This window comes from Pseudomonas sp. Pse35 (genome assembly GCF_024519715.1).
Taxonomy (GTDB): Bacteria; Pseudomonadota; Gammaproteobacteria; order Pseudomonadales; family Pseudomonadaceae; genus Aquipseudomonas; species Aquipseudomonas paracarnis.
The window spans coordinates 20,637-27,469 of sequence record NZ_JALJRP010000053.1; the positions used below are offsets into that span (position 1 = coordinate 20,637).

The 6,833-nt window shown below is 60.2% G+C and carries 7 protein-coding genes; 2 read left to right on the plus strand and 5 right to left on the minus strand.

Features of this window, described 5'->3' with window-relative positions; translation table 11 throughout:
• Window positions 1-6 precede the first annotated feature (6 nt).
• Complete coding sequence (locus OC445_RS26120; RefSeq protein WP_034127698.1) at window positions 7-1,371, minus strand: APC family permease; 1,365 nt, start codon at window positions 1,369-1,371, stop codon at window positions 7-9.
• Between the two features lie 199 nt (window positions 1,372-1,570).
• Here OC445_RS26120 and OC445_RS26125 point away from each other — a divergent pair, with 199 nt between their 5' ends.
• Window positions 1,571-2,356: a helix-turn-helix transcriptional regulator gene (locus tag OC445_RS26125; protein WP_054898104.1), complete on the plus strand. Its 786-nt coding sequence runs from the start codon at window positions 1,571-1,573 to the stop codon at window positions 2,354-2,356.
• 34 nt (window positions 2,357-2,390) lie between these two features.
• Here the strand turns inward: OC445_RS26125 and OC445_RS26130 are convergent, their stop codons facing one another.
• The 4 genes from OC445_RS26130 to OC445_RS26145 are packed head-to-tail and all read right to left on the minus strand — an operon-like array spanning window position 2,391 to window position 6,164.
• Window positions 2,391-3,470, minus strand: a complete 1,080-nt coding sequence (locus OC445_RS26130; protein ID WP_198791620.1) for a polyamine ABC transporter substrate-binding protein — start codon at window positions 3,468-3,470, stop codon at window positions 2,391-2,393.
• Between the two features lie 60 nt (window positions 3,471-3,530).
• Complete coding sequence (locus OC445_RS26135; RefSeq protein WP_262020433.1) at window positions 3,531-3,872, minus strand: cupin domain-containing protein; 342 nt, start codon at window positions 3,870-3,872, stop codon at window positions 3,531-3,533.
• Between the two features lie 26 nt (window positions 3,873-3,898).
• Window positions 3,899-5,305 (minus strand): NAD(P)/FAD-dependent oxidoreductase, encoded by a 1,407-nt coding sequence (locus tag OC445_RS26140; RefSeq protein WP_198791621.1) that lies wholly within the window; start codon window positions 5,303-5,305, stop codon window positions 3,899-3,901.
• A 49-nt stretch (window positions 5,306-5,354) separates the two neighbouring features.
• A complete protein-coding gene (locus tag OC445_RS26145) occupies window positions 5,355-6,164 on the minus strand; it encodes a helix-turn-helix transcriptional regulator (protein ID WP_198791622.1) in 810 nt (269 codons plus the stop codon).
• A gap of 257 nt (window positions 6,165-6,421) precedes the next feature.
• On the opposite strand from OC445_RS26145, the gene OC445_RS26150 reads away from it, so the two are divergent.
• Window positions 6,422-6,694, plus strand: a complete 273-nt coding sequence (locus OC445_RS26150; protein ID WP_014718395.1) for a DUF1652 domain-containing protein — start codon at window positions 6,422-6,424, stop codon at window positions 6,692-6,694.
• Window positions 6,695-6,833: the final 139 nt, after the last annotated feature.

Below are 6,833 nucleotides of genomic sequence, written 5' to 3' on the forward strand. Positions count from 1 at the left end.
CACTCCTTACAGTTTCTGGAACGCCGGACTCAACCGGCCACTGATGCAATACAAGATCACCGACAGGGCCAGCAAGCCGATGATAATCATGATGTCGCGTACCGAGGCCTCCAGGATCAAGGTGACCAGCAGGTAACCGGCACCCAGTACCGCCAGCAATGCCGGCAGCGGCCATAACGGCATGCGATAGGGATGTTCGCGATCACGCAGCAGCACCCGGCTCATCAGCGCGCTCAGCGCCACCACCAGGTACACCAGCATGATCAGCAGCACGCTGAACGAGGTCAGGTCGGCCAGGTTAGAACTGAAGCTCAACAGCGCCGAGGGTATCGCCAGGAACAGCGTCGCCAGCCACGGCGAGTCCCAGCGCGGGTGAATACGCGTGAACAGCTTGTTGATACTCGGCGTCCACAGCGCATCGCGACCGCTACTGAATACCACGCGGCCAATCTGGATCACGATGGCAACGATGGCGTTGAACACCGACAGGAAAATCCCGGCACTCACCAGCCGCGACAAGGTTTCATTGCCATGACTGGTCAACAGATAGCCGATCGGGTCGGGGCTGCTGATCATTGCGCTCAGGGACGGCGCGCCGATCAACAGCGCAGTGATCGGCACCAACTCGATGACCACCACCAACCCCAACGACCATAGCACCGCCTTGTGCACGCCCTTGCCGCCGCACTTCATGTCTTCGGCCAGCAACACCGCCGGGCCGTAGCCGTTGAACGAGAACAGGCCGATGCCGACGGCGCCGATCACCAAGGCCCAGGGTGCCAGGTGCAGCACGCCGTTTTCGACGATCTGCGGCTGCAACAACACACTGGCCGGTTGCACCGGGTTACCGAAGCCGATCACCACAATCACCAGCAACGCCGCCACTTCCAATAGCAGGCAGGTGCCGGTGATCCAGGCGTTGAGCTTGATGTTGAGGATGCCCAGGGCGTAGCTGCACACCACGATCACCAGGGCGACGGTTTGCGAATCGAATGTCGTGCCGAGGGCGTTATTCAGGTAAGTCGCCGCACCGGTCGCCAATACCGGCGGGATAAACAGCAACATCACCAACACCGTCAGGAAGGTGGCGTAACCGGCCATGCCACCAAACACGCGCTTGGCATACACATACTCGCCGCCGGCGCTGTTATGGGCGCGGCCGAGTTCGGCGTAACAGAAGGCGAACATCAACGCGAGCAACGCCGCCATCACAAACGCCAGGAACACGCCACTGCCCGCCTGCTGGATGGCAAACGGGGCGATCACGAAGACGGAACTGGCCGGCGTTACCGCTGAAACGGTAATCGCCACGACATCAAAGACGCTCAGGGTGGGCTTGAGCACGCCATCGGGCGCGGGGGTGGCACTCATATCGTTATCCTCTGTCGTTGTTTTTGGTGTGAGGCAGGAACGAAAAATGATTGTTCCTCGGGATATGCTTCCCGTTGGACAGTGTCGACGTTATCGGCTGGTGGGGCTGCCGGCCAATTCCCCTATTGGCGTACTCCCCTTGACGGTGCCCAGCAGAAGCCTAACCCTTGGCCGATCATTTGAGGGTGGGGATGTTGAGATGAGCCTGTTCCGGGAAATCGGTATGCACGCGGGGTTGGGCCGCACCCTGTCACAGATCGGCACCGAGCGGTTCTGGAAGCAACTGGTGCTGTTATTGCATCAGTGCCTGCCCTTCGATAATGCCCTGGCGATTTTCTACCCGCTGGATGGCCCGCCCCAGGCCCTGGAGGAGTACGACGCCCAACCCAGCAGCAAGCCGGCGTCGATGCTGGTGTACCTCAACGGCCTGTACCTGCTCGACCCGTTTTACCAGGCTTGCCGCGAAAACTATGCCAGCGGCGTATACCGCCTGGAGGAAGTGGCGCCGGACCATTTTCGCCAGAGTGAGTACTTCCTCAATTACTTCCACGACAATGTGCTGGAAGACGAAGTGCAAGTGATCCTGCAACTGCCCGGCGTGGGCACGCTGTCGCTGTCGCTGGGCATGCAGCGGCGCTTCAGCTTCGAAGAAACCGGGCTGTTGACCACGCTGTCGGCGTGGGTGTTGCCGCTCATGCACCAGCATTGGCAGCAAAGCACCCAGCGGGCACCGGCCATGGACAGCCAGATTCGCGATGCCCTGAGTCATTTCGGCAGCGGTGTGCTGTCGGACCGCGAGCTGGAAATCGCCCGGCTGGTGTTGCGAGGGTTCTCCTCCAAGGCCATGGCCGAACGCTTGAAGATCTCACCGGACACCGTAAAAGTTCACCGCAGGCATTTGTACGCCAAGCTGGACATTTCGTCGCAGCCCGAGTTGTTTTCACTATTCATCCAGTCATTGGGGCATGACCTGGAGAACCCATAAACCTCATTCGAGCTGAAAGCGTGGTTGGCGCCTGTCAACGCCCCGTCCGTATGGTATTCCATACCCGAGTACGCACCCGGTCGATATTCAACGGCATGGCTTGCAGTGCAAACAGCTTGCCCATCATCTCCGGGCTCGGATACACCTTGGTGTCGGCCTTGATCGCCGGGTCTACCAGGCTGTCGGCCGCCGCGTTGCCGTTAGCGTAGTGCACGTAGTTGGTGACACTCGCCATCACGTCGGGGCGCAGCAGATAGTTCATGAAGGCATAGCCGGCTTTCTCATCCGGCGCGTCGGCGGGCATGGCGACCATGTCAAACCAGATCGCCGCGCCTTCCTTGGGAATGTTGTAGCCGATATTCACGCCGTTCCCGGCTTCCTTGGCGCGGCTTTCGGCCTGCAGGATGTCGCCGGAGAAACCGACGGCTACACAGATATCGCCATTGGCCAGGTCGGCGGTGTATTTCGAGGAATGAAAATACGCCACGTAAGGCCGCACTTGCATCAGCAGGGCTTCGGCCTTCTTGTAGTCCTCGGCTTTTTTGCTGTGGTGCGGCAAGCCCAGGTAATTGAGCGCGGCTGGCAGCAGTTCGGGGCCGTTGTCGAGGATGGCGACCCCGCACTTTTGCAGCTTGGCCATGTTTTCCGGCTTGAAGATCAAGTCCCAGGAGTCCACCGGGGCGTCGTCGCCGAGTACCGCCTTGACCTTGTCGATGTTGTAGCCAATGCCGGTGCTGCCCCACAGGTACGGAAAGCCGTGAGCATTGCCAGGGTCATTGTTTTCCACGGCCTTGAGCAGCACCGGGTTGAGATTTTTCCAGTTGGGCAGCTGGCTCTTGTCGAGCTTTTTAAGGGCGCCGCCCTGGATCTGCCGAGCCATGAAATGGTTGGAGGGAAACACCACGTCGTAACCCGATTTACCGGTCATCAGCTTGCCATCGAGGGTTTCGTTGCTGTCGTACAGGTCATAGGTGAAACCGATGCCGGTGTCTTTCTGGAAATTCCTGGTGGTGTCCGGTGCGATGTAGTCCGACCAGTTATAGATCTTCACGGTCTCGGCAGCCTGGCTGATAGTAGCCAGCAACATCAAGGGCAACAGGGCAATAGCTTTCATGGTTCGATTTCCTGGCGGTTTTAGGGCTGTTTTTATGGCAGGCGATCAAGGATCAAAGCGTTACAGAATCAGGACGTAGGTCTTGCGCACGGTTTCCTGGATATCCCAGATACCGGTGCTATTGGCTGGCAACATCAGTGCGTCACCGGCTTGTATGTGCAGGGTTTCCCCGTTGTCGGGCGTGAAGGTGCAGCGCCCTTGGATGAAATGGCAAAACTCCTGGGACTTGATCTGTCGACGCCAGCGCCCCGGGGTGCAGGCCCAGATGCCGGTCTCGACCCCGTCGTTGCGCTCCACGCTCAGGGTCGAGGCCACGGCGATGGGCGCGCCCAGGGGCACCGCCACCGGTGATGAATTTGGCAGAGCGGTGTTCAGCGTGTCTTTGAATTGCGTAATGCTCATGGGTTTTCCCCTGTGGGTGGAACGAGTCAGTGCATGAAGCCTTCCATGAAACCGGCAACGCCGGTTGCCAGCTTGCGGCGCCAGGGCGGGGTGTTGGGGTTGGCCAACACCTGGTCTTCATGGACAAAACTGCGAATGATCGCGTTGTAACCCAGCCAGCGGCACGGCTCGGGCTCCCAGGCCTTGAGCGCCTGGAGTCCGCCTTCGCGAATCACCCAGGGTTGTCGGGTCAACGGGGTGTCGCGGCCCAGGATCAAGTCGGCCAGGGTACGGCCGCCGAGGTTGGTGGCGCCCACGCCCTCCCCGCCATAACCGCCGGACAGTGCGATGCCAGTGGCGTGGTCACAGAGCATGTGCGGACGAAAACGGCGCGACATGCCCAGGTTGCCGCCCCAGGAGTGGGTAATCCTGGCCTTTTTCAGCTGTGGGAAGAGTTCTCCAAACAGGTAGCGACGCAACTCTACTTCGCTGTCCGTCAGGTCGAAGTTGTGCCGTAACTTGCCGGCAAATTGATAGCCACCACGGGCGCCGAACACCAGGCGATTGTCGGCCGTGCGCTGGCCGTAGGTGACTTGTCGGCTGCTCTCGCCAAAAGCCTGGCCCTGGCTGAGCCCGATGCCCTCCCAGGTGCTGGCCGGCAGCGGTTCGGTGGCGACGATCAAACTCTGCACCGGTAACTGGTAGCGACCCAATGGGGGCAAGGTATTGGCGTAACCCTCGACAGCAGGCACCACCCAGGCGGCGCGCACGCTGGCCCTGGCGGTGCGCAGGCCGCCGGACTGCCAATGGGTCACGGGGCTGTTTTCGTAAATGGTCACGCCCAGGTTCTCAACCGCCCGCGCCAGGCCACGCACCAGCTTTGCCGGGTTGATCGTCGCGACGTGGGGGGCATAGATGCCGCCATAAGGCTTGGCAATGCGGACCTGCTCGGCCAATTGCTGCGGGCTGAGCCAGCGGTAGTCGTCTTCGGTGAGGCCCTGGGCGTACAGCTTGTCCAGATAGCGGCGCAGGCTGACTTCCTGCTCGGGGTAGCGTGCGGCGCAATACAAGGCGCCGCCTTTGCGGTAGTCGCAGTCAATACCTTCGCGGGCCAGCACCTGAGCCACTTCATCAGGGATACCGTGCAGCAGGTCAAACGAAGCGCGACGCTGCTGGGGGGCAAGCTCAGCCAGCAGACGGTCTTCTCCCAAGAGGTTGCCCATCAACCAGCCACCATTGCGCCCGGATGCGCCGAAACCGGCCGTTTGCGCCTCGATGATTGCAATTTTCAGCTCAGGGGCCTGGCGCTTCAGGTAATAGGCGGTCCACAGGCCGGTATAGCCGGCGCCGATAATCGCCACGTTGACGTCCAGGTCGTGCTCCAGCGACGGGCGCGCTACCAGCGGGTCGTCCAACTGGTCCATCCATAAACTGATACTGCGCCATGCCGGCATGCCAGGTTCCCCTACCTCGGTTCGATAGGGCCGATCCTAGAGTGCAGCGTCAGGGGCTGTCTTGCGCGCGTGCACGCATAGAAATTTGTTTGAGGTACGCCTTGGGCGATTGCCCGGTGTGCTGGCGAAAAGCGCTGTAGAACGCCGAGAGTGAATTGAAACCGGCGGCAAAGGCCAACTCATCGACTTTGACCGGCGCGGTGGCGTGGTCCAGCGCGGCCAGTACATGCTGGAGTCGCGCCTGGTTGACGTAGCGATAGAAGCTCTGCCCCAGCACCTGGTTCAGCAGGTAGGACATCTGGTTGCGACTGTAGCCACAGGCCTTGGCGACCCGCTGCAGGTCCAAGTCCGGGTCCAGGTACGGCTGCTGACGCTCGAAATATTGTTGCAGGTCATTGGCCATATAACCCAACTGCTGGGGCGACAAACCCAGGCGGCTGACCGTGGTACGCAGCGCCTGGGTCGGTTGCTCGTGCACCAGGGACGCATATTCATGCACCCGCCAGATCAACCCGTCGCGCACCGTAATGGCCTCACTGGTACGAAACGACACCAGGCCCTGGCCGCCACGCAAGGTAATGCGGTACTGGATAAACGCGGTATCGCCATCGGCTCGGATGCGATCAGTGTGCTCAATCGCTTCATCTGCCTCACGGGGCATGCTGGCCTGCAAGTACTCGCGCAACTCGGCATAGCCCACCACACGGTTCTGGAAGAAATCGTGGTACTGGATCTCGGGGTGGTAGTAAGCCATCACCCCGTCCAGATCGCGATGTCGCCAGCACAGGTGATGGCGCAGCACCAGCGCGCCGGTAGCGTGGGAATTGTGACACTCATCGTCTGGAGCGATGTCGGACATATCGGGCTCTACGGCGGAGAAAATGCTCGAGAATGCCGAACTTTACCCTTCCCTTCAATGGTCAGATCGAGCGTCTGACTAATGGCCTTTTGCCTATTCCTTTGTAGGACATGATCTATATCAAAACCAGGCGAAAGAACCGCCGAACGGGCCGAAAAAAGTCACCTTGCAGTTGCGAACGAATGCTATTTTTAAGCCCTTAGCTGTCATGACCAGTGAAGGTCCTGGCCCCTGCCGCGAGCTAAAGGAAGCGCTCAATGAACAAGGTGGGCAACATGAACAAAGTGACATTTCCCAACGCCTGCCAGCTGATGCGCTGGCATTTTCACCCGATGGGCTTCGAGGGCAGCATGGACGCCCCCGGCAGCATGATCGCCCGCCTGTTCGACCGGGCCAGCGGCGAGACATTGATCGCCATCGCGGGGATCCCGTGCGCTACGGTGATGAACGCGGCTGATGTGGAGCGCATCATCGAGGCCGTGGAGGATGAATTGGAGAGTTTCGTGCCGCCGGTTTCGTTGCGGGCGTGAGGCGGCAATAGCGTAATAACGCCCACTTTGACGGTAACCACGATGCGAAGCGAGCCGCTCTTGGTCTTGATCTTGATCTGCTTTTGATCTTGATCTCAGGCGCCCCGTTAAACCACGCTGGCCGAACGCAGGCTTGAAT

What these genes read in the sequence shown, in the direction of transcription:
- OC445_RS26135 (WP_262020433.1), bottom strand. Translation starts at nt 3,872, where the DNA reads ATGAGCATTACGCAATTCAAAGACACGCTGAACACCGCTCTGCCAAAT.
- OC445_RS26140 (WP_198791621.1), bottom strand. Translation starts at nt 5,305, where the DNA reads ATGCCGGCATGGCGCAGTATCAGTTTATGGATGGACCAGTTGGACGAC.
- OC445_RS26120 (WP_034127698.1), bottom strand. Translation starts at nt 1,371, where the DNA reads ATGAGTGCCACCCCCGCGCCCGATGGCGTGCTCAAGCCCACCCTGAGC.
- OC445_RS26125 (WP_054898104.1), top strand. Translation starts at nt 1,571, where the DNA reads ATGAGCCTGTTCCGGGAAATCGGTATGCACGCGGGGTTGGGCCGCACC.
- OC445_RS26145 (WP_198791622.1), bottom strand. Translation starts at nt 6,164, where the DNA reads ATGTCCGACATCGCTCCAGACGATGAGTGTCACAATTCCCACGCTACC.
- OC445_RS26130 (WP_198791620.1), bottom strand. Translation starts at nt 3,470, where the DNA reads ATGAAAGCTATTGCCCTGTTGCCCTTGATGTTGCTGGCTACTATCAGC.
- OC445_RS26150 (WP_014718395.1), top strand. Translation starts at nt 6,422, where the DNA reads ATGAACAAGGTGGGCAACATGAACAAAGTGACATTTCCCAACGCCTGC.